Annotated in this window: 18 protein-coding genes; 12 read left to right on the top strand and 6 right to left on the bottom strand. The window is 66.4% G+C overall.

Annotated elements, in window-relative coordinates; genetic code table 11:
* Nucleotides 1–187: 187 nt before the first annotated feature.
* A complete protein-coding gene (locus tag K7G81_RS06130) occupies nucleotides 188–2,326 on the bottom strand; it encodes a prolyl oligopeptidase family serine peptidase (RefSeq protein ID WP_223029855.1) in 2,139 nt (712 codons plus the stop codon).
* 98 nt (nucleotides 2,327–2,424) lie between these two features.
* Here K7G81_RS06130 and trpB point away from each other — a divergent pair, with 98 nt between their 5' ends.
* From trpB to K7G81_RS06105, 5 genes are read left to right on the top strand one after another with little or no spacing between them, the layout of a single operon-like run.
* Complete coding sequence (trpB, locus tag K7G81_RS06125) at nucleotides 2,425–3,651, top strand: tryptophan synthase subunit beta (RefSeq protein WP_223029854.1); 1,227 nt, start codon at nucleotides 2,425–2,427, stop codon at nucleotides 3,649–3,651.
* Nucleotides 3,648–4,442: a tryptophan synthase subunit alpha gene (gene trpA, locus K7G81_RS06120; RefSeq protein WP_223029853.1), complete on the top strand. Its 795-nt coding sequence runs from the start codon at nucleotides 3,648–3,650 to the stop codon at nucleotides 4,440–4,442. The genes trpB and trpA overlap by 4 nt, the downstream gene beginning before the upstream one ends.
* Nucleotides 4,439–5,296: an acetyl-CoA carboxylase, carboxyltransferase subunit beta gene (gene accD, locus K7G81_RS06115; protein WP_223029852.1), complete on the top strand. Its 858-nt coding sequence runs from the start codon at nucleotides 4,439–4,441 to the stop codon at nucleotides 5,294–5,296. Before trpA ends, accD begins: the two co-directional genes overlap by 4 nt.
* Before the next feature lie 40 nt (nucleotides 5,297–5,336).
* Entirely contained in the window at nucleotides 5,337–6,653 is a 1,317-nt protein-coding gene (locus K7G81_RS06110; protein WP_223029851.1) for a bifunctional folylpolyglutamate synthase/dihydrofolate synthase, read from the top strand.
* 50 nt (nucleotides 6,654–6,703) lie between these two features.
* Entirely contained in the window at nucleotides 6,704–7,150 is a 447-nt protein-coding gene (locus K7G81_RS06105) for a DUF6628 family protein (RefSeq protein WP_223029850.1), read from the top strand.
* Here K7G81_RS06105 and K7G81_RS06100 read toward each other — a convergent pair.
* Entirely contained in the window at nucleotides 7,147–8,490 is a 1,344-nt protein-coding gene (locus K7G81_RS06100) for an AmpG family muropeptide MFS transporter (protein ID WP_223029849.1), read from the bottom strand. The genes K7G81_RS06105 and K7G81_RS06100 overlap by 4 nt on opposite strands.
* Nucleotides 8,491–8,553: 63 nt before the next feature.
* On the opposite strand from K7G81_RS06100, the gene K7G81_RS06095 reads away from it, so the two are divergent.
* A complete protein-coding gene (locus tag K7G81_RS06095) occupies nucleotides 8,554–9,687 on the top strand; it encodes an aromatic ring-hydroxylating oxygenase subunit alpha (RefSeq protein WP_223029848.1) in 1,134 nt (377 codons plus the stop codon).
* A gap of 5 nt (nucleotides 9,688–9,692) precedes the next feature.
* Here K7G81_RS06095 and K7G81_RS06090 read toward each other — a convergent pair whose 3' ends face one another.
* Nucleotides 9,693–10,136, bottom strand: a complete 444-nt coding sequence (locus K7G81_RS06090) for a response regulator (RefSeq protein WP_223029847.1) — start codon at nucleotides 10,134–10,136, stop codon at nucleotides 9,693–9,695.
* A gap of 131 nt (nucleotides 10,137–10,267) precedes the next feature.
* On the opposite strand from K7G81_RS06090, the gene K7G81_RS06085 reads away from it, so the two are divergent.
* Nucleotides 10,268–11,302, top strand: a complete 1,035-nt coding sequence (locus K7G81_RS06085) for a pseudouridine synthase (RefSeq protein ID WP_369412042.1) — start codon at nucleotides 10,268–10,270, stop codon at nucleotides 11,300–11,302.
* Nucleotides 11,299–11,838 carry a 16S rRNA (guanine(966)-N(2))-methyltransferase RsmD gene (gene rsmD, locus K7G81_RS06080; protein WP_223029845.1) on the top strand — a complete coding sequence of 180 codons (540 nt, stop codon included), beginning with the start codon at nucleotides 11,299–11,301 and terminating at the stop codon, nucleotides 11,836–11,838. The genes K7G81_RS06085 and rsmD overlap by 4 nt, the downstream gene beginning before the upstream one ends.
* Here rsmD and K7G81_RS06075 read toward each other — a convergent pair.
* Nucleotides 11,816–13,087: an MFS transporter gene (locus K7G81_RS06075; RefSeq protein ID WP_255586661.1), complete on the bottom strand. Its 1,272-nt coding sequence runs from the start codon at nucleotides 13,085–13,087 to the stop codon at nucleotides 11,816–11,818. The genes rsmD and K7G81_RS06075 overlap by 23 nt on opposite strands.
* 83 nt (nucleotides 13,088–13,170) lie before the next feature.
* Here K7G81_RS06075 and K7G81_RS06070 point away from each other — a divergent pair, with 83 nt between their 5' ends.
* The gene (locus K7G81_RS06070) at nucleotides 13,171–13,356 is read left to right on the top strand and encodes a hypothetical protein (RefSeq protein WP_223029844.1); all 186 of its coding nucleotides are present in this window, start codon (nucleotides 13,171–13,173) and stop codon (nucleotides 13,354–13,356) included.
* A gap of 27 nt (nucleotides 13,357–13,383) precedes the next feature.
* Here the strand turns inward: K7G81_RS06070 and K7G81_RS06065 are convergent, their stop codons facing one another.
* The gene (locus K7G81_RS06065; RefSeq protein WP_223029843.1) at nucleotides 13,384–15,018 is read right to left on the bottom strand and encodes an inorganic phosphate transporter; all 1,635 of its coding nucleotides are present in this window, start codon (nucleotides 15,016–15,018) and stop codon (nucleotides 13,384–13,386) included.
* A 197-nt stretch (nucleotides 15,019–15,215) separates the two neighbouring features.
* Between K7G81_RS06065 and K7G81_RS06060 the strand changes: the two genes are divergently transcribed.
* Nucleotides 15,216–16,217, top strand: coding sequence for a c-type cytochrome (locus tag K7G81_RS06060; protein WP_255586659.1), 1,002 nt, complete (start codon nucleotides 15,216–15,218; stop codon nucleotides 16,215–16,217).
* A 6-nt stretch (nucleotides 16,218–16,223) separates the two neighbouring features.
* Here K7G81_RS06060 and K7G81_RS06055 read toward each other — a convergent pair whose 3' ends face one another.
* Nucleotides 16,224–17,378 carry an aspartyl protease family protein gene (locus K7G81_RS06055; protein ID WP_223029842.1) on the bottom strand — a complete coding sequence of 385 codons (1,155 nt, stop codon included), beginning with the start codon at nucleotides 17,376–17,378 and terminating at the stop codon, nucleotides 16,224–16,226.
* A 110-nt stretch (nucleotides 17,379–17,488) separates the two neighbouring features.
* Here K7G81_RS06055 and K7G81_RS06050 point away from each other — a divergent pair, with 110 nt between their 5' ends.
* Together K7G81_RS06050 and K7G81_RS06045 are read left to right on the top strand one after the other, a co-directional pair.
* The gene (locus K7G81_RS06050; protein ID WP_223029841.1) at nucleotides 17,489–19,792 is read left to right on the top strand and encodes an ATP-dependent helicase; all 2,304 of its coding nucleotides are present in this window, start codon (nucleotides 17,489–17,491) and stop codon (nucleotides 19,790–19,792) included.
* Nucleotides 19,793–19,962: 170 nt separating this feature from the next.
* Entirely contained in the window at nucleotides 19,963–20,784 is an 822-nt protein-coding gene (locus K7G81_RS06045; protein WP_223029840.1) for an alpha/beta fold hydrolase, read from the top strand.
* Nucleotides 20,785–20,903: the final 119 nt, after the last annotated feature.

Here is a 20,903-nt window from a genome sequence, read left to right as displayed (position 1 = left end):
CCGCCCTGCTAAAGCGTCGAATGAGGAGACGCTCGGTGGGGGACAATCGAGATGCAGCCGCCATGCCAGATGGCGCCAGCCCCGCTGTGGCGCGGCTTACGATAGTTAACGCGCTCGCCGCGACGCGAGCTCCTGTAAACTATCCCGACAGGCGGCTCGCGGCGGAGCGGCGTCTCGACGGCGGGAACTATTGCGTGCCGCCGCCCTTCCCCATCAGCTTCTGCGAGAAATAGACCATCTGCAACGCCTGCAGCCGCGCGCCCTGGGCGATGTCGGCATTGCCGGTATGGCCGCCCGCAGTGTCCTCGTAGAACAGATAGGGCAGCCCATATTCCTTCATGCGAGCGGCGAACTTGCGGGCGTGCTCGGGCCCGACGCGATCGTCCTTCGTCGTCGTCCAGATGAATGGCTCGGGATAGTGCACGTCGCGCTTGAGGTTCTGATACGGCGAGATTTTCGCCAGGAAGGCGCGCTCGGCAGGGTTCTTGACGCTGCCATATTCGTCGACCCAGGAAGCGCCGGCCTCGATCTGCTCGTAGCGCATCATGTCGAGCAGCGGCACCTGGATGACGACCGCCTTCCACAGCTCGGGATGCTGCTCGAACTCGACACCCATCAGCAGGCCGCCGTTGGAGCCACCGTAGATGCCGAGTTTCTGTGGGCTGGTATATTTGTGCGCGATCAGATCCTTCGCGACGCTCGCGAAATCGTCATAGATGATCTGCCGGTGAGTCTTCAGCCCCGCCTCGTGCCATTTCGGCCCGAACTCGCCGCCGCCGCGAATATTGGCGAGCACGAAGCTGCCGCCATGTTCGAGCCACAGCTTGCCGGTCGTGCCGGAATAATAAGGCGTCATCGACACCTCGAAGCCGCCGTAAGCGGTCATGATCGTCGGCGTCGAACCGTCGAGCGGCATGCCCTTCTTGTGGACGATGAAATAGGGAATTCTCGTGCCGTCGGTCGAAACCGCTTCGTGCTGCTCGACCACGTCGTTCGAGGCATCGAACCGCGCCGGCGTCGACTTGACCTTGGCGACCGCGCCGGTCGCCGCATCGACGCTCCACAACGTATCGGGATCGAGGAAGCCGGTGACGTAAAGATAGGCAATATTGTTGCGATCGGTGCTGGAGACGATTCCGATCGTCGCATTGTCGGGCAACGCGAGCGGCTGCGACGACCAGCCGCCATCGGCATCGGGCGTATAGACCGCCGCGCGACCACGGACATTGTCCGAATAGACCAGGATCAGCTTGTCCTTCGTCGCCGTCACCCCGTCGATCGACTGGCGCGGACCGGGCTGGAACACGACGCGCGGATGGAGATCGCCGTCATCGCGCATGTCGGCGAGGTCGACCGAGACCAGCGCGCCGGCGGGAATCGTCTTGCCGCCGGCAGTCCAGTCCTCGCTGGTTTGGAACAGCACGCGGCCGGCGATCATGCCGGCGGGATTGACCTTCTTCGGGATCGGCAACTTCACCGCGCCGTTCGGTGTCAGGATGTATTTGTCACTGCCGAAGAAGGTTTCGGCACGGGTAAGCAAGGTGACGCGATTGCCCTCGCCATCGGTCAGCGTCATCGCGCCGCTCGATGCCTGATCGGTGGCGGCGCCGCGCAACACCTCGGTCGCCGAGGTCAACGGCGCGCCGCGCTTCAGCATTTTGACGATGAACGGATAGCCCGATTTGGTCAGCGTGTCCGGCCCCCAATCCCGCGAAACGAGGATCGTGTCCTGATCGATCCATGTCACGTCCTGCTTCGACTTCGGCAGATCGAAGCCGTCGACGACGAACTGGCCAGTCTGGAGATCGAATTCGCGCACCGTCACCGCGTCCTCGCCGCCGTCCGACAGGCTGACGAGGCAGTAGCGTTCTTCGGGATGCAGGCATTGCGCGCCCTCGAACACCCAGTTCTTGCCTTCCGCCTTGCCGAGCGCGTCGATATCGAGCAGCGTCGTCCAGTGCGGATCGGCGGTCGCGTAATCGGCCGGCGTCGTCCAGCGCCACAGCCCGTGCGGATGCGCCTGATCGCGCCAGAAATTGAGGATGCGGCCGCCGGTCTGGTCGGGATAGGGAATGCGATCCTCGGCCGAGGCGATCGCGAGCGCCTGATCGTAGAACGTCTTGTAGCGCGGATCGCCCTCAAGGCGCGGCAGCGTCTTGGCATTCTCCGCCTCGACCCATTTGAGCGCGCGCGGCGCGTTGCGCTGCTCGAGCCACAGGTTCGGATCGGCCTGCGTCGAGGCGGCTGGCGCGCCGGCCTCACTCTGCGCGATGGCAGCGGTGCCGAGCAGCAGCGAGGCGGCGAACAAGGTACGGAACGACTTCATTTATTAATCCCCCGAGGTGACAAGGTATCATGGCGCGAGGTAAGCGCGGGCGCAATCGGCTTTCCCTTTCGGCGCATCATGCTATGTCGCCGCGCGTGATGAGCGCCAATTCCTACCGCACCCAGCCCGACGAACGTGGGCATTTCGGCGATTTCGGTGGCCGCTATGTCGCCGAAACGCTGATGCCGCTGATCCTCGATCTCGAAACCGCTTATCGCGCGGCGAAGAACGATCCCGCGTTCCAGGCACAGTTCGACGATCTGCTCGAACATTATGTCGGCCGCCCCAGCCCGCTCTATTATGCCGAGCGGCTGACCGAGGCGCTGCGCGAGAGCGCGCCGCAGGGCAAGGGCGCGGAAGTGTGGTTCAAGCGCGACGAGCTCAACCATACCGGCGCGCACAAGATCAACAATTGCATCGGCCAGATCCTGCTGGCGATGCGGATGGGCAAGACGCGGATCATCGCCGAGACCGGCGCGGGCCAGCACGGCGTCGCCACCGCGACGGTGTGCGCGCGATTCGGCCTGCCTTGCGTGATTTACATGGGCGCCAAGGACGTCGAGCGGCAGCAGCCCAACGTGTTCCGCATGAAGCTCCTGGGAGCGGAAGTTCGTGCGGTCGAGAGCGGTGCGCGGACGCTGAAGGACGCGATGAACGAGGCGTTGCGGGACTGGGTCGCCAACGTCCACGACACATTCTACATCATCGGCACCGCGGCGGGCCCGCACCCCTATCCCGAGCTGGTCCGCGACTTCCAGAGCGTGATCGGCCGCGAGGCGCGCGAACAGATGCTGAGCCGCATCGATCGCCTGCCCGACCTGCTGGTGGCGGCGATCGGCGGCGGATCGAACGCGATCGGGCTGTTCCATCCGTTTCTCGACGACGCGGATGTGAAGATGCTCGGCGTGGAGGCGGCGGGCGAAGGGCTCGACAGGAAGCACGCGGCGAGCCTCGCCGGCGGCTTCCCCGGCATCCTGCATGGCAACAAGACCTATCTGTTGCAGGATGACGACGGCCAGATCGCCGAGGCGCATTCGATCAGCGCGGGCCTCGATTATCCCGGCATCGGTCCGGAACATTCGTGGCTAAAGGAGATCGGCCGCGTCGAATATACCAGCGTGACCGATGCGCAAGCGCTCGACGCCTTCCAATTGCTGTGCCGTACCGAGGGCATCATTCCCGCGCTCGAGCCGAGCCATGCCATCGCCGCGCTCACCAAGCGCGCGCCCGAGATGGACCGCGACGAGATCATCCTCGCCAACCTCTGCGGCCGGGGGGACAAGGACATCTTCACCGTCGCCGATGCGCTGGGGGTGGCGATATGAGCGGTCGCCTCGCGACGGCGTTCGCCAAGCCGCATCCGGCACTCGTCGCGTTCGTCACCGCTGGCGACGGCCCGACGCCGGCGATCCTCGACGCGCTGGTCGAGGGCGGCGCCGACGTGATCGAGCTGGGCATGCCGTTCACCGATCCGATGGCCGACGGGCCGGCGATCCAGGCGGCAAACTTGCGCAGCCTCGCCGCCGGCACGACGACCGCCGGCATCCTCGACATCGCCAAAGGCTTTCGCACGCGGCATCCCGACACGCCGTTGGTGCTGATGGGCTATGCCAACCCGATGATGCGACGCGGCGCCGAATGGTTCGCCAATGCTGCGCAGCAATCGGGCGTCGATGGCGTGATCTGCGTCGACATTCCGCCCGAGGAAGACGACGTGCTCGGCCCTGCCCTTCGCGCCGCCGGCATTGCTTTCATCCGCCTCGCCACGCCGACTACTGACGCTGCACGGCTGCCTGCCGTGCTCGCCGATGCCAGCGGGTTTCTCTATTACGTTTCGGTTGCCGGCATCACCGGCAAGCAGCAGGCTGCACAAGCCTCGATCGCCGAGGCGGTGGAACGGCTGAAGGCGGCGACCGACTTGCCTGTCGCGGTCGGCTTCGGCATCCGCACGTCCGAGCAGGCGGCCGCGGTCGCGCGGGTAGCCGATGGCGTGGTGGTCGGCTCGGCAATCGTCGAGCTGGTCGGCGCGCACGGAAAGGATGCGCCAGCGCCGGTTCGCGACTATGTTGCGAGCCTGGCTGCCGCCGTCCGCAACACGACCAAGGAAGAAGCATGAGTTGGCTATCCCGCGTCCGCAACGCGATCCCCTTCGTTCCCAAGGCGCAGACGGCCGAGAACCTGTGGCACAAGTGCAAGGGCTGCGGGCAGATGATCTTCACCAAGGAGTTGGAGGAAAATCTCTACGTCTGCCCGAAGTGCGACTTCCATGAGCGGATCGGCCCGCATCTGCGGTTCGACTATACGTTCGACGAGGGTAGCTATAGCGCGCTGCCGAGCCCCCGCGTTGCTGACGATCCGCTCAAGTTCCGCGACACCAAACGCTATACCGATCGTATCAAGGCCGCCCGCACCGCCACCAACGAGCCCGACGCACTGCTCAACGCGCGCGGCACGATCGAGGGCCGCAAAGCGGTGGTCGGCGTGCAGGACTTCGCCTTCATGGGTGGGTCGATGGGCCAGGCGGTGGGCGAAGCCTTCGTTGCCGGCGTCGAAGCGGCGATCGCCGACAAATGCCCTTATATCATCTTCACCGCGGCCGGCGGCGCGCGGATGCAGGAAGGCATCCTCAGCCTGATGCAGATGCCGCGCGCAACCGTCGCGATCCAGATGTTGCACGACGCTGGGCTGCCGTACATCGTCGTGCTGACCGACCCGACCACGGGCGGCGTCACTGCCAGCTATGCGATGCTGGGCGACGTGCAGATCGCCGAACCCGGCGCGCTGATCGGTTTCGCTGGCCAGCGCGTGATCGAGCAGACGATCCGCGAGAAGCTGCCCGAGGGATTCCAACGAGCGGAATATCTGCTCGATCACGGCATGCTCGATATGGTCAAGCACCGTAAGGAACTACGCCATACGCTCGCCGAGTTGATCGACTATCTGTGCGCCGGCACCAAGGCGGCGGCTTAGAATGACGCAAAGCCCCTCCCTTTCGCGGGAGGGGTGAATTATGTCTGATCACGCCACCTCCTCATCGTCAGCGGTCCAGGCGCAGCTCGATCGGCTCTGGGGGCTCTCGCCCGGCGCCGACGTGCTCGGGCTCGACCGCATCGCCCGCCTGCTGGCGCGGCTCGGCGACCCGCAGCGTTCGCTTCCACCGGTCTTTCACGTCGCCGGCACGAACGGCAAGGGATCGACCTGTGCGTTCCTGCGCGCCGCGATCGAAGCGGCCGGGCTCGAGGCGCACGTCTATTCAAGCCCCCATCTCGTCCGCTTCAACGAACGTATCCGCCTCGCCGGGCGGTTGATCGACGACGATACGCTCGCCACTTTGCTCGCCGAGGTGCTCGACCATGCCGACGGCATCGGCGCGAGTTTCTTCGAAGTGACAACGGCCGCCGCCTTCCTCGCCTTCGCGCGCACGCCGGCCGATGCCTGCGTGATCGAGGTCGGGCTCGGCGGACGGCTCGATGCGACCAACGTGGTCCAGCCGCTGGTCACGGGGATCGCCCAGCTCGGCATCGATCATCAGTCGTTCCTTGGCGACACGCTTGAGGCGATCGCGGGCGAAAAAGCCGGGATCGCCAAGCAAGGCGTACCGCTGGTGACGATGCGTTATCCCCCCAATGTGACGCAACGGATCGCGCAGGTCGCCGCGGCAGCGGGCGCACCGGTGCATTCGCTCGGGGTCGACTGGCATTTCGATCTCACCGACAGGGACATCGTCTATCGCGATGGCAAAGGGCCGCTCCATTTGCCCAAACCGGCGCTGCCCGGCCCGCATCAACCGAGCAATCTCGCGCTGGCCACCGCGATGCTGCGCCATCAAGCGAAGCTGGATATTCCGAACGCCGCAATCGCCGCGGCCGCGACGACCGCCCGCTGGCCCGCGCGGATGCAGCGCCTCGCCGCCGGCCCGCTGACCGCCCTGCTTCCCGCCGGCAGCGAAGTGTGGCTCGACGGTGGGCACAATCAAGCCGCGGCGGAAGCGGTCAGCGCGGCGATTCGCGAACGGCTCGATCACCGACCGCTTGATCTCGTCTGCGGGATGCTAGCCAACAAGGATGCCGCCGGATTGCTCGCCCCGCTCGCCGATATCGCGTCGAGCTTCACTGCAATCCCCGTCCCCGGCCATGACCACCACTCGCCGGCAGCACTTGCGGAAGCCGCACGAACGCTAGGCATAACGACCATCGCAACGGCGACGACGCCGGCCGAGGCGCTTGCCCGGCTGGGCGAGCCCGGCGAGCCGCGCATCGTCCTGATCCTCGGCTCGCTCTATCTCGCCGGCGGCGTGCTGGCCGCGAACGACGAGCTGCCCGACTGACTCGCTTAGTTGCTATTGACTTGCAATAACAGACTCGCGACCATGCTGGCATGACTGACGCGAGTCCCGCCCCGCCCGGCCCTGCCGTCTTTACTTACCCGCTGCCACATGCGCTGCCCGATGACGCGAACGCGCGGCTCGCGCTGTTCGCGATCCGCCGACTCGGCGCGCATGGCCTTGCCGACGCCCATGTCACCAATGCCTTCGTGACGCACTTCGGCGAGGGCTTCCGACGTCCGCTGGTGCTGATCCGCGCCTTCATGCACGAGCTCGCCGCGACCGCGACGCAGCCGATCGCAATTGCGCCCTGTTGCTGCCCGCGCGCGACACCATCCGAAGCGGCGTTGATCAACGTGCTGACCCGCGCGGCGAGCGCGCCATGCACGGCCTGGGTATTGCTAGCCGACCAGCTCGGCACCCGCGACGTCGCCGCCGTGCTGGCGTGCGCCGAAGCTGTTGCCGCCGCCTTCACCGACGCGGGACGGCCGCTCGGCTAGGCGCCCTCGCGGGCCCGCGCGTCTCCTTCACCGGCGACACCGGCGCTGCCGATCGAGCGGTCTACCAGGCCGCTCCTCACCATCCACCAGAACAACAGCACGCCGGGCAGCGCGATCACCGTGGTCAGCAGGTAGAAATCGACATAGCCAAACGCATCGATCAGCGCGCCAGCGGTCGTCCCCGTCACCACGCGTCCGACCACGCTCGCGGCGGCGGAGATCAGCGCATATTGCGCAGCGGTGAAGCGCAGATCGGTGAGCGCCGAGAAATAGGCGACCACCGCGACACCGCCGAACCCACTCGAAAAATTCTCGAACCCGATCGCGCCTGCCATGCCCCAGTCGGAATGTCCCGCCGCCGCGAGCAGCGCGAACGACAGGTTGGAGATCATCATCAACACCAGCGCGAACAGCACCGATCGTTTCATCCCCATCTTGGCGTAAAGCACACCACCGACAAAAATGCCGATCAGATACGCCCAGAACCCGAGCCCGACGTCGAAGAAGGCGATTTCATCATTGCTGAAATGCAGGCTGTCGAACAGCAGGCGGAAAGTCAGGTTGGCCAGCGTGTCACCGATCTTGTGAATCAGGATGAAGGCAAGCACGATCCACGCGCCTTGCCGCTCGAAAAACTGGACGAACGGCCCCCAGATTGCCTTGAGGATCGTTCTGATATCGCGCCGTTCACCGATCTCGCGATGCCGCCTCGGCTCGCCGACGATCAGGCCGGTCAGCATCGCCGGCAGCGCAAGCAGCGCGCAAGCGAGATACGCCGCCTGCCAGCCCCAGCGCTCGGCGATCACCAGCGCGATCGCGCCGGCGCCGGCGGAGCCGATCCGCCAGCCATATTGGCTCATGCCCGAGCCCACGCCGAGCTGCCGCGGCTCGAGAATCTCGATGCGATAGGCGTCGATGACGATATCGAAGGTCGCTCCCGCCACGCCGACCAGGATCGCCGCCAGTGCCGCGCGCGCGATATCCGCCTTGGGGTCGATCAACGCGAGGTTGGCGACCGCCGCCATCACCAGCAGCCCGGCAACGATCAGCCAGGATACCCGCTGGCCGAGCCTGCCGAGCAACGGCAGACGCACACCATCGACGAGCCAGGCCCAGAGCGGCTTGAGATTGTAGACGAGAAACGCGAGGCTGAACGCGGTGATCGTCGATTTGGTGATATTGTCCTGCGCCAGCCGCGTGGTCAGCGTCGCGCCGATCATCGCATAGGGAAAGCCCGACGAAATACCGAGCGCAAGCGCGGCAAGCGGCGCCTTTTCCAGATAGGGCCGCACGGCAGCCCACCATCCGCCGCTCTCGATCGCCTCGGCTTCACCATCCATGAATAGTCTTGCTCCCTCCCGGATTCGGGCAGACACTAGCTGCAAACGACGGAGAAGGAAGCCATGAACGCGCTGAGTCCGACGCCAGGACAGCTCGCCCTGGCGCGCGATCTTGCCGATGGGGGGCGTCGCAAAGCGGTTCCCGGCATCACGTATGTCGAGGCATCGGCCTATACCGATCCCGCGCGATATGCCGCCGAGCAGCAGCGGCTGTTCGCCCGGCTGCCGCTCGTCATCGCGCCGTCGGCGCTATTGCCCGAGCGCAACATGGCGGTGCCGCATGACGGGTTCGGCAAGCCGCTGCTCATCACCCGCGACAAGGCGGGCGACGCGCACGTTTTCCTGAACGTCTGCCGCCATCGCGGCACGCGGCTGGTCGAAGGCAGCGAGGCAGTTGCCACGCCCCGCCTCGTCTGCCCTTATCACGCATGGAGCTACACACTCGACGGCGCACTGGCCGGCGTGCCGCGCCCCGACGCTTTTCCCGGCCTCGACAAATGCGACTATGGCCTGAAACGCCTGCCGACGCGCGAGGCGGGCGGACTGATCTGGTTCTCGTTCGACGAACAAGCCGATTTTTCGGAAGCCGAAGCTCTGGCCGAGGATTTCGCCGCATTCGATCTCGCCGGCCAGCACCTGTTCCGCCGCCACACTCATGACGTGCCGGCGAACTGGAAACTGGTCATGGACGCATTCCTCGAAAGCTATCACCTTGCGCGGCTGCACGCCGCGACGATCGGGCCCTTCTTTAAGGACGGCGTGTCGACCGCCGACGCGATCGGGCCGCACCAGCGCTCGGCGGTCGGCCGCGAGATCGAGGCGAAGGCGCTCGCCGCGGGCGATTGGGAGACGCTGAGGCGCGCGATCACCTATACGTATCAGATGTTTCCCGGCACGGTGCTGATCGTCAGCCCCGATTACATCAATCTGATGGTGCTGATGCCGCAATCGCCCGGCCGCGTACTGGTCGAGGATTTCATGCTGGTCCCCGAGGCGCCCACGACCGACAAGGCACTCGCGCATTGGGAAAAGAGCTGGAAACTGCTCGACGGCGGCGTGTTCGGGGCGGAGGATTTCCGCGCCTGCGCGCTCGGGCAGGAGGGACTCGCTTCAGGCGCGGTCGAGCGCGTCACGCTCGGCACGCTGGAGAGTGGCATCCGGCTGTTCCACTATGCCGTCGAGTCTCGCCTCGCCTGACCGGATCACGTCCGCACCGCTGGTTCTGCGAACAGGGTGAACGCGGCCGGCAGCTTGCGCACCTTGCGGGCCTGTAGCACGTCATCGATCGCCCGGATTGCGCCTAGCAAGTCGCGCTGCTGATATGGCTTGGCGAGGCAACCGGCGGCGACGTGTTTCGCCTCGCTCGGGCAATCGCCGGTGACGAACAGCGCGGCGACACCGTGCCGGTGCGCGGCCTCCGCCACTTCGATGCCGCTGCCATCGGCAAGCTGGACGTCGACCAGCACCAGATCGATCGACTCACCGCTGGTTTCGATATGCTCGATCGCCTGCGCGACGCGATCGACCGTCGCATGGATTTCAAATCCTTCTTCGGAGAGGAAATGTTCCGTGTCGAACGCGATCAGCGGCTCGTCCTCGACGATCAGCACGCGATTGATTTGCCGTGGCCTGCGCCCGAAGAGCATCGTCTAATCAACCCTTTCCGTTCCGCCGAGCACCGCGCCGACTCGTTACGCCGCCGACGCCCTAACGCGCGATATGGGTATCGGCCGCAAATATTTTGAGCGGGTGCGGTAAAAGGATGTATCAGCGCGGCGTGTCACGTTCATCCCCCACCAAAGAACCACAGCGCATCGCCAAGCTGCTCGCCCGCGCCGGAATCGCCTCGCGCCGCGAGATCGAGCGGATGATCGCTGATGGCCGCATCGCGATCGACGGCAAGGCGCTCGATACCCCGGCGACGCTGGTCACCTCGCTGCACGGCGTGACCGTCGATGGCGAGCCGGTCGAAGCGCCGCGCCCCGCCCGTCTGTTCGTCTTCCACAAGCCCAAGGGCGTGCTCACCACCGAGCGCGATCCCAAGGGCCGCCCGACGATCTACGATCGCCTGCCGGGCGGGTTGCCGCGCGTGATGCCCGTCGGGCGACTCGACCTCAACACCGAGGGCCTGCTGCTGCTGACCACCGACGGCGGATTGAAGCGCGAGCTGGAATTGCCCGCGACCGGGGTGGAGCGCGCCTATCGCGCCCGCGCTTATGGCAGTGTGAGCCAGGAACAGCTCGAGGAACTGATCGAAGGCGTCGAGATCGACGGCATCCGCTACGGGTCGATCGACGCCAATCTCGAACGGCGCACCGGTGCCAATGTGTGGATCGAACTGATCCTCACCGAAGGCAAGAACCGCGAGGTGCGCCGCGTGCTCGAACATCTCGGTCTCGAGGTCAGCCGCCTGATCCGGACCCGATACGGACCGTTCGTGCTTGCCGACATGCCGGTCGGCGCGATCGGCGAGGTGCGGCAGCACGATCTCGTCGCCTTTCGTCAGCGACTCGGCAAGGGCGGCAAGGACGATCAGGCTGTCGTCGTCGAGCCGTTCTACTCCTCCCGGCCCGACGCCGCTCGCCCTGAGCCCGCCGAAGGCCGGGTGAAACGAACGACATCTCCCAGAACCGGGCGCGAGGCAAACACCGCCAAGCCACAGCGGCCCGCCTCTCCTTCGCGGGCCGCCGGTATCGACACCGAAAGCACGCCCACCAGGCCGCAGCGCCCCAAGCGCGGCGCTGGTTGGGCGAAGGCCAAGCCGCGTCCTCGCCCGACCGGCAAGCCGCGCGGCGGACCGCGCCGCAAATGAGAATCATCGCCGGCGAATGGCGCGGCCGCCCGTTGGTCGCGCCCAAGGGTGACGCGACACGGCCGACCGCTGATCGCACCCGCGAGGCCCTGTTCTCGATGCTGGCAAGCCGGCTCGGCAGTTTCGAAGGACTCGCGGCCGCCGATCTGTTCGCCGGCTCGGGTGCGCTCGGGCTGGAGGCGCTGTCGCGTGGCGCCGCTTCGTGCCTGTTCGTCGAACAGGATCGCGCGGCGCTCGATACGTTGCGGGCGAACATCGCCAAGCTCGACGCGAGCGGTGCGGACGTTCGCGCGCAATCGGTTCTCGCGCTCGGGCCGGCGCGCGCACCACTCGACCTCGTGATGATGGATCCGCCCTATGGCACCGGCGCCGGCGGCGTTGCGCTCGACAAGCTGACACGGCTCGGCTGGATCGGCGCAGGCACTTGGGTCAGCATCGAAACCGCGCGCGACGAGGAGATCGCCGCCGCCGGGTTCGAGATCGACGCCAGCCGCGTTCACGGCAAGGCGCGGCTCACCTTGCTCCGCGCCGCCTGACCAGCGCCAGCGCCCCGAGGCTCAGCGCGCCTGCCGCGACCAGATAAGCGCCGACCAGCCCCAGCCCGCCCCGGTCCGCCAGCGCCTGGGCAATGATCGGCGCCAGCCCGCCGCCGATGATCCCCCCGAAATTGAACGCCAGCGACACCCCGGTATAGCGCACGCCGGCGGGGAACAGGCTCGGCAGCCAGCCGCCCAGCGGGCCATAGGCAAACCCCATCACGAACAGCGCGAAGGCTAACCACGCGCCGACGACGAGCAGCGAGGAGGCGCCGAGCATCGGCCCGATCAGCAACCCGGCAAGCGCGGTGCCGGCAAATCCCCAGCCGAGCATCCGCGCCGCGCCGGTGCGATCGGCGACCACCGACGAGACGATGATGCCGGCGGCGAGGAACAGAATCGCGATCAGTTCGACGCCGAGCACCGCTTCTCGCCCGTGGCCCAGCGTCCCGGTTTCATATCCCATCGCAAAAGCGGTCGAGAGGTAGAAGATCGCGAAGCACGCGACCACGCCGATCGTCCCCGCCAGCGTCGCGCGCAAATGGCTGCTGAGCAGCGTCGCAACAGGCACCTTGGGCAACGCCTCGGCCTTGGCGGCGGCGACGAAATCGGGCGTCTCGGTAATCCGCAACCGAATCCACAGGCCCAGCACGACGAGCACGCTCGATCCCAGGAATGGTAACCGCCATCCCCATTCGCGGAATTGCGCATCGTCCAGCACCAGCCCGATCAGCAGGAACAAGCCATTGGCCAGGATGAAGCCGACCGGCGCGCCCAAAGGCGGGAACATGCCATAGCGGTTGCGCCAGCCAGCGGGCGCATTCTCCACCGCGAGCAGCGCTGCCCCGCCGAATTCGCCGCCGAGCCCGAGCCCCTGCCCTAGCCGCAGCAGGCAGAGCAGCGCCGGGGCGATCCACCCGGCCTGCGCGTAGCTCGGCAGGAACCCGATCGCGAGGGTCGATCCGCCCATCAACACGAGGCTGGCGACCAGCGTCGACTTGCGCCCGATGCGATCCCCGAAATGGCCGAACAGCACGCCGCCGACCGGCCGCGCAACGAATGCCAGCGCGAAGCTCGCATAGGAAGCGAGCAATTGCGCCGAATGCGATTGCACGGGAAAGAACAGCGGTCCGAACACCAGCGCCGCCGCGGTCGCGTAGATATAGAAATCGTAGAATTCGATTCCCGTACCGATCAGGCTGGCGAGCAGGATGCGGCGGTGCGGACCCATATTGTGCCGATCCGCCATCCCCTCTTTCCCCCGTTCATCCGCGATTCAAGCCGAGGGCTGCTCAATAGCGATTGATGCGGGGCCGGCAATGGGAGACGACCATGAGCAGACCGAAGACGCGCCGGCGGGTGATCCACGCCTTGCTCCTGGCGCTGGCGGCAGGCGGCCTCGTCGCCGTGGACAACCCCGCTCCGCGAATCAGCCACGATGCCAGCGTCGCGATCGCCAGCGCGGGTCATCTCGCGATCCAGAGCGCCGATGCGGTGACGCGGACATTGCGCGGCTAGGCTGCCCCGGCCAGTCGGGGGCCGGCCTTATCCCGCCAGCCGGATGCCGGTGAGCAGCAACCAGTAGAGCCCGCCCGACAGCAGCATCGCTGCCGGCAACGTGAGCAGCCATGCCGCGACCATGTGGGTGATCGTGCGCCGTTGCAGCCCGGCGCCGTTCGCCACGGCCGATCCGGCGACGCCACTGGTCAGGATATGCGTCGTCGATACCGGCATGCCATAGACTTCGGCGAGCAGGATGGTGCCCGCAGCGACAATCTCGGCCGACGCGCCCATCCCATATGTCATATGGACCTTGCCGATGCGTTCGCCGACCGTGACGACGATCCGCTTCCAGCCGACCATCGTGCCGAGCCCCAGCGCGATCGCGACGATCGCCTTCACCCAGAACGGAATGTAGCGCGTGCCGTCCTGCAGATGCGTCTGGTAGGCTTTGAGCGCGTCGAGCTCGGCTTTCGAGAAGCGCGCGCCGGCCTCCTTCGCGCCGCTCACCATCCTGCTGGTGTCGAGCACCAGATACATGTCGTTGCGCAGGTTGGGCGTGACCGCCGCGGGCACCTTGCTCAACGCGCCATAGCCCGAGATTCGCGCCGCGATATCGCGCGACACCGTGTCGATCGCGCCATAGACGGCCGGGTTATTCGCCTTCTTGTCCTGCAACGCGCCGGAGAGCACGGTACGCGCCTGATTGACCGGCATCGGGGTGCCGCCGTGCGCCTCGAAGATCGCCGCGGCGCGATTGGTCGATTGCACGAAGGCCGGGGTCGCGCTTTCGGGCATCGTGCGATTGAGCGCATAGGCGGTCGGCGCACAGCCGATCAGGATCAGCATGATCAGCCCCATGCCCTTCTGCCCGTCATTGCCGCCATGCGCGAACGAAACGGCCGTGCAGGTCGCGATCAGCAGGGCGCGAATCCCCCTGGGCGGCGCCTTGTTGCCGTCCGGCTCCCGATAGAGCTCGGGCTTGCGGATCAGCAGCTTCATCACCCACAGCAGCACCATCGCGCCGATGAACCCCATCAAGGGGCTGAACAGGAGCGAGGAAAGCACCTTCTCGGCTTGTCCCCAGTCGACGCCGGAGGTACCGCCCTTGCCGGCCGATAGGAGCTGGTTGGCAAAGCCCACGCCGAGGATCGATCCGATCAGCGCATGGCTCGATGAATTGGGCAGGCCGACGAACCAGGTCGCCAGGTTCCACAACACCGCCGCGAACAGCAGTGCGAAGATCATCGCATAGCCCGCCGCGCTGCCGATGTGCAGGATCAGCTCGACCGGCAGCAGCGTAATGATCGAATAAGCCACCGCGCCCGACGACACGATCACGCCGAGGAAATTGAACACACCCGACCAGATTACCGCCACCGAGGGCGACATCGAGTTGGTGTAGATCACCGTGGCGACCGCGTTGGCGGTATCGTGGAACCCGTTGACGAACTCGAAGCCCAGCGCGATCAGCAGCGCCAGACCGAGGAACAGGAACACGCCGACCTGCAACGTCTCGCCGACGTGCCGCGTATCGACGAAGATCGAGGTCGCCGCATATACCACCGCGCCGATGATGATCGCCAGAAATGCCCAGCGCCCCGCGGGATGCAGCGGGCGATCGAACCGCGGGCTGGTCCGGCCCGCCGACTCGGCGGCGTCGAAGAAGTTGGTAGCCATGGAAATCGCCCATCGCGCCGCTGTGTGACAAGTTGATGACAATTACGCGTCACGCCCCGCGCCGGCACATCTCGTCGCCCCTTCCACATTACCGTTTCCGCCTTGAACCGAGCAGGCGGCGCCGACTACGAACCGCTTCGATTTCATCTCGCCATGCCTTAGAAACGGCGCGACTTCAGCGACCCCGGACCAACCGCATGACCGATCCCGATGCCCCCCGTGCCGCATGGACCTCGCAGCAATTGATGACGCTGGGCTTTTGCGTCGCGATTGCCGGGCTGGCGGCCATCGGCTTCGGCTACAACGCCGGCACCCGGGCGCACCCCGCAACCGGCGCGGCCCCGGCGCCCGCGCCCCGCGCTTCATCCACAGCCTTCACGCCCCCTGCGGAATCGACCATTCCCGATGGCCCGGAGGGTGACGCCATCCGTCGCGGCGAGGCGATCTTCCTCCACACCCGCGCCCATGCCGGCAATTATGTCGGCAACGGACTATCCTGCGGCAATTGTCATCTCGATGGCGGCCGCACCGCCGGTGCCGCGCCAATGTGGGCGGCGTGGGTAAGCTACCCCGCCTATCGCGCCAAGAATGGCGAGATCAACACGATGGAACGCCGCATCCTCGAATGCTTCCGCTATTCGATGAACGCGCCGGCCTCACCGAGCGGCGGACCGCCTCCGCCGGGCAACCCGATCTATGCCGACCTGGAAATCTATTTCTACTGGCTCGCCACCGGCCTGCCGACCGGCAAGCCGCCCGCCGGCCGCGGCTATCCCGAGCTTGCCGCCACCGCGCAGGGCCACGATCCTGCTCGCGGCGCCACCGTGTTCGTCGACCAATGCGCCGCCTGCCACGGCGCCGATGGCCAGGGCGCGAAAAATGCGGACGGCAGCTACGCCTATCCGCCGCTTTGGGGCCCGAACTCGTTCAATTGGGGCGCCGGCATGGGCAAGATCGCCAATGCTGCGGCATTCATCAAGGCGAACATGCCGTTCGGCCAGGGCGGCACGCTCACCGACCAGCAAGCCTGGGACGTCGCCGCCTTCGTCGACAGCCATGACCGCCCGCGCGACCCGCGCCAGACCGGCACGATCGCCGCGGCCAAGGCGCAGTTCCACAAGAAAGGCGACTATTACGGCCAGACAGTCAACGGCGACCTGTTGGGCGATGGGATCACGACGGCCCGGCCAGCGCCCTGATCCGCGTTACAGATAGTCGGCCAGCGCAATCGACACGCGCCGTGGCGTGCCGTCATGTTCGATCGTCAGGCCGACGGTGGCGCCGGCGCCGCTCCCGAGCGCGTGGACCACATCGCCCAGGCGATGGCCGGCGATGATGTCTCCCGGCACGATCCCCGCCGCGGCGGCCGGGCTGCCGCGACCGACATCCGCGACCACCAGCGTGTCGCCCCTCTGGTCGATCCACAGGCCCGATGTCGAGGCGCGTTCGGGCGGCGGGTGCAGACGATTGTGTTCGATCAGCAGCCGGCGGTGACGTACATCGGTCGCGATATTGAGCTGCCGCAGGACAGCGAAGCCGATCACGCCATCGGCGACACGCTGGCCGCGGCCGCCGCCGTCGAGATGCACCAGCGGCCGATCGAACGCTATGCCACCGAGGTTGAGCGCGCCCGCGCGGACGATCCGGTCGATCGCGCCACGGCCGCCGACACCACTGCTCCTGACCGGCGCATAGGAACCCTTGCCCCACAGGCTGCTGCGCCGCACCGCCTCCGGATAGAGCCGGACGCCCGCGGGCGCCCCCGTATCGAGCAGGAAGCGGTAGCTCTGCCCGTCGAGCGACGCCGTGGCGTACATATAGGCCGAGCCGTGACGGGTCGGATGGCCGACATCCGACTCGATCGGGGTGAAGCCCGGCAAATCGGGTAATCCGTTGCGATAGATGCGCCACTCGCCGCGATCGAGGTCGAGAACGCTGTCATAGGCGGTCAGCGCGCCGGCGGCGAACGTGCCGCGAATATCCTCGCCGAAGCCGAAGCCGTCGACGCCGTTGAAGGCCAGATTGCCGTCACGCACGACGTTGCCGATCGATACCTCGCGCGCCCGATAAAGCGCCGAGCTGGTGCTCTTGCCGTTGCCGCCGCGGATGAGGTGGCCCGATACCACCGGTAGCTTGAGCTGCCTCGCCAGTGCATTGTCGATCAGACTGAGCGTGCCGCCGGTGTCGATCATGAAGAAGAACGGACCCTGCCCGTCTATCCCCACGGCGACCAGGATGCGCGGCCCCTGGATGGCGATCGGGACGACCAGCGGCCCATCGGCCGCCACGGCCCGCCCGGCGATCCATGGCGCCACGAGGCCGGCCCCCATGCCCAACAGCGCCGAGCGTCGTGAAATCATTCGCGATTCCCTGATCTTGGTCCAGGCCACCGTGCCGCAGCACCATGACAACCGCAAGACGCGATTCAACACGGTTGCCCCGCACGCCCGCGTTCCCTACCTGTTCACGGATGCCCCTTCCCGCGCCTTCACCTGCCGATCCACCTTATCTGCGCGGCCTCAACGATCCTCAACGCGAGGCGGTGCTGACGACCGAGGGGCCGGTGCTGGTGCTGGCCGGCGCGGGCACCGGCAAGACCGCGTGCCTGACCGCTCGGCTCGCGCATTTGCTCTACACGCGCAAGGCGTGGCCGTCGGAGATCCTCGCGGTCACCTTCACCAACAAGGCGGCGCGCGAGATGAAGGCGCGGGTCGGCCGGCTGGTCGGCGAAGTGGTCGAGGGGATGCCGTGGCTCGGCACCTTCCACGCGATCGGCGCCAAGATGCTGCGCCGCCATGCCGAACTGGTCGGCCTGCACTCGAACTTCACCATCCTCGACACCGATGACCAGTTGCGGCTGCTCAAGCAGCTGATCACCGCCGCCGATATCGACGAGAAGCGCTTCCCAGCGCGTCAGCTCGGCGGGCTGATCGACCAATGGAAGAACAAGGGCCTCACCCCGGCCGACATCGACGCCGGCGAGAGCGAACGCTACGCCAACGGCCGCGGCGGCGAGCTCTACGCGCAGTATCAGGCGCGGCTGCAGGCGCTCAACGCCTGCGATTTCGGCGACCTGCTGCTCCACATGCTGGTCATCCTGAAGACGCATCGCGACGTGCTCGCCGACTATCAGCGGCGCTTCAAATACATCATGGTCGACGAATATCAGGACACCAATGCGGTCCAATATCTCTGGCTGCGGCTGCTGGCGCAGGAGCGCAAGAACATCGCCTGCGTCGGCGACGACGACCAGTCGATCTATTCGTGGCGCGGGGCGCAGTTGGAGAATATTCTGAAATTCGAGAAGGACTTTCCGGGCGCTGCCGTCATCAAGCTCGAACAGAATTACCGCTCGACCCCGCACATTCTCGGCGCCGCCTCAGGCGTGATCGCGCAGAATAGCGGGCGTCTCGGCAAAACGCTGTGGACCGAGCTCGACGCTGGCGAGAAGGTCCGCGTCGTCGGCGTGTGGGACGGCCCCGAGGAAGCGCGCCGCGTCGGCGAGGAGATCGAGGCGGCGCAACGCAACGGCACCGGCCTCAACGACGTCGCGATCCTCGTCCGCGCCCAGCACCAGACGCGCGAATTCGAAGACCGTTTCATCGCGATCGGCCTGCCCTATCGCATCGTCGGCGGCTTCCGCTTCTACGAACGTGCCGAAATCCGCGACGCGCTCGCTTATCTGCGCCTCGTGCACCAGCCCGCCGACGACCTCGCCTTCGAGCGTATCGTCAACACCCCCAAGCGTGGCCTCGGCGACAAGGCAATCGCCAAGATCCACCAGCTCGCCCGCGCCGAGAGCGTGCCCCTGTCGATCGCCGCCGCCCGCATCCTCGACACCGACGAGCTGACCCCGCAGGCGCGCCGATCCCTGGGCAATTTCATCGGCGACGTCGCCCGCTGGCGCGACATGGACCTGCCGCACCCCGAACTCGCCCGGCAAATGCTCGACGAAAGCGGCTACACCGCGATGCTCCAGGCCGATCGCAGCGCCGAAGCCGCCGGGCGGTTGGAAAACCTGACCGAGCTGGTCCGCGCGATGGAGGAATATGAGACGCTCGGCGCGTTCCTCGAGCATGTCAGCCTCGTCATGGACAACGACGCCACCGCCGACGAGGCCAAGGCAACGATCATGACGATCCACGCCGCCAAGGGGCTCGAGTTCGACACCGTGTTCCTCGCCGGCTGGGAGGAAGGGCTGTTCCCCTCGCAGCGCGCGCTCGATGAAGGCGGGCTCGCCTCACTGGAGGAGGAACGCCGCCTCGCCTATGTCGCTATCACCCGTGCACGGCGCCGCGCCACCATTCTCCATGCCGCCAACCGCCGCATCTACGGCCAGTGGAATTCCAGCATTCCCAGCCGCTTCGTCGGCGAGCTGCCGCAGGATCACATCGAGAGCGAAAGCACCATGTCGGGCGGCGAAAGCCTGTGGCGCGCCAATTGGTCTGAGCGCGCCGATCCATTCGCCGATGTCGGGCGCGGCACCGGCCGTGGCCCGGGCTGGCAACGCGCGGCGGGCATCGACCTGAAGAGTCCCGGCGGCGGGTTCAAGCCACGCACCTTCACCCGCGAGCCCGCCCGTGTGATCGAATCGCGCGCGTCGGCCGTCAGCCTCGGCAACAAGGGCCGCGCAGACCTCTCGGTCGGGATGCGCGTGTTCCACCAGAAATTCGGCTATGGCGAAATCGCCGAGATCGAAGGCAACAAGCTGGAAATCGACTTCGAGCAGGCCGGCCGAAAGCGGGTGATGGATAGCTTCGTGAGCGTGGGGTAGAAGCCGACCCCGCCGGCCGTACCCGTCATTCGACCGATCGGGCGCTCCCTTCGATCCGCCTTTTGAGCAGTGGCGACTCATGTTGCATTGCAATATGCTGGCGCCGCCAGCGGATATGCAGCGTTAAGAATGCGCCGTTCCGCTCGCTTTCTCTCACCAGGAGCAGCATCATGGCGTTCATCACCACCAGCGACGGCACCGATATCTTCTACAAGGATTGGGGCGCCGGCCCGATCGTCACCTTCAGCCACGGCTGGCCGCTCACCGCCGACGACTGGGACGCGCAGATGCTGTTCTTCGTCCGCAACGGCTTTCGCGTCATCGCCCACGATCGCCGCGGCCACGGCCGATCGAGCCAGACCGCGGGCGGCAACGACATGGATACCTACGCCGACGATCTGGCGCAGCTGTTCGACGCGCTCGACGTCACCGATGCAGTGATGATCGGGCATTCGACCGGCGGCGGCGAGGTGGCGCGCTATATCGGTCGCCATGGCACCGCGCGGGTCGCCAAGGCGGTGCTGATCGGTGCCGTTCCGCCGATCATGGTCAAGTCCGGCAGCAATCCGCAGGGCACCCCGATCGAGGTGTTCGACGGCTTCCGTGCGCAGCTCGCCGCCAATCGCGCGCAGATGTACAAGGACGTGCCGGTGCCGTTCTATGGCTTCAACCGCGACGGCGCCGAGCCTTCGCAGGGCATCATCGATCATTGGTGGCTGCAGGGCATGATGGGCTCCGCGCTGGCGCATTACGAGTGCATCCAGGCCTTCTCCGAGACCGACTTCACCGAAGATCTGAAGAAGATCGACGTCCCCTGCCTGGTGATGCACGGCGACGATGACCAGATCGTGCCGATCCACGATTCCGCCGAGCTTTCGGCCAAGATCGCTCCGCACGCGACACTGAAGGTCTATCCCGGCTATCCGCACGGCATGTGCACCGTCCATCCTGACGTGATCAACGCCGATCTGCTTGCCTTCATCAAGGGCTGACGACGGGCGGCGGCGGTGAGATCCTCATCGCCGCCGCATCCACCGCTTTCGGCCCGCGCAGCCACGCGATTTCGCTGCGCGCCGCCCGCCGATCGTGCTATTCAAGCGGCGCGCGCGCC

Source organism: Hephaestia mangrovi (genome assembly GCF_019880555.1).
Classification (GTDB): domain Bacteria; phylum Pseudomonadota; class Alphaproteobacteria; order Sphingomonadales; family Sphingomonadaceae; genus Sphingomonas; species Sphingomonas mangrovi.
The sequence above is the reverse complement of the archived record's forward strand: the minus strand, read 5'-3'. Positions and strand labels throughout refer to the sequence as shown.